This window comes from Reyranella sp., from assembly GCF_050185545.1.
GTDB lineage: Bacteria > Pseudomonadota > Alphaproteobacteria > Reyranellales > Reyranellaceae > Reyranella.
The window spans coordinates 50,063-50,528 of sequence record NZ_JBFWZI010000031.1; the positions used below are offsets into that span (position 1 = coordinate 50,063).

The following is a 466-nucleotide window of genomic DNA, read 5'->3' on the forward strand; positions in this document are numbered from 1 at the left end:
GTGGTGGAGGTGCCTCGGCTGGAGGTGCCAGTGGTGCCAGTGGTGGAGGTGCCTCGGCTGGAGGTGCCAGCGGTGGAGCTGCCAGTGGTGGAGCTGCCTCGGCTGGAGGCGGCAGCGGCGGCGCGGGCGCCGCCAGTGGCGGAGGCGCTTCGGCTGGTTCCAGTGGCGGCGGCGCTGGCGGTAGCGCAAGCACCGGTGGCGGAACCACCGGTGGAGGTGCCGGGACCGGAGGAGGAACCGCGACTGGTGGTGGGGCTGCGACTGGTGGCGGAGCTGCGACCGGAGGAGGGGCCGCGACTGGTGGCGGAGCTGCGACCGGAGGAGGGGCCGCAACTGGTAGCGGAGCCGCGACTGGTGGAGGAGGCGCGACCGGAGGAGGAACTGCGACTGGTGGAGGAGCCGCTTCGGCCGCAGGTCCCAGCGGCGGCGCGGGCGTCGGAGGAGGTGCCGCTTCGAGTGGAGCTCC

At 74.5% G+C, this 466-nt stretch carries 1 pseudogene; it reads left to right on the top strand.

Going from position 1 to position 466, the window contains the following annotated elements:
• Positions 1-84 precede the first annotated feature (84 nt).
• A pseudogene (locus AB7O82_RS11570) lies at positions 85-466 on the top strand (hypothetical protein); the annotation flags it as partial.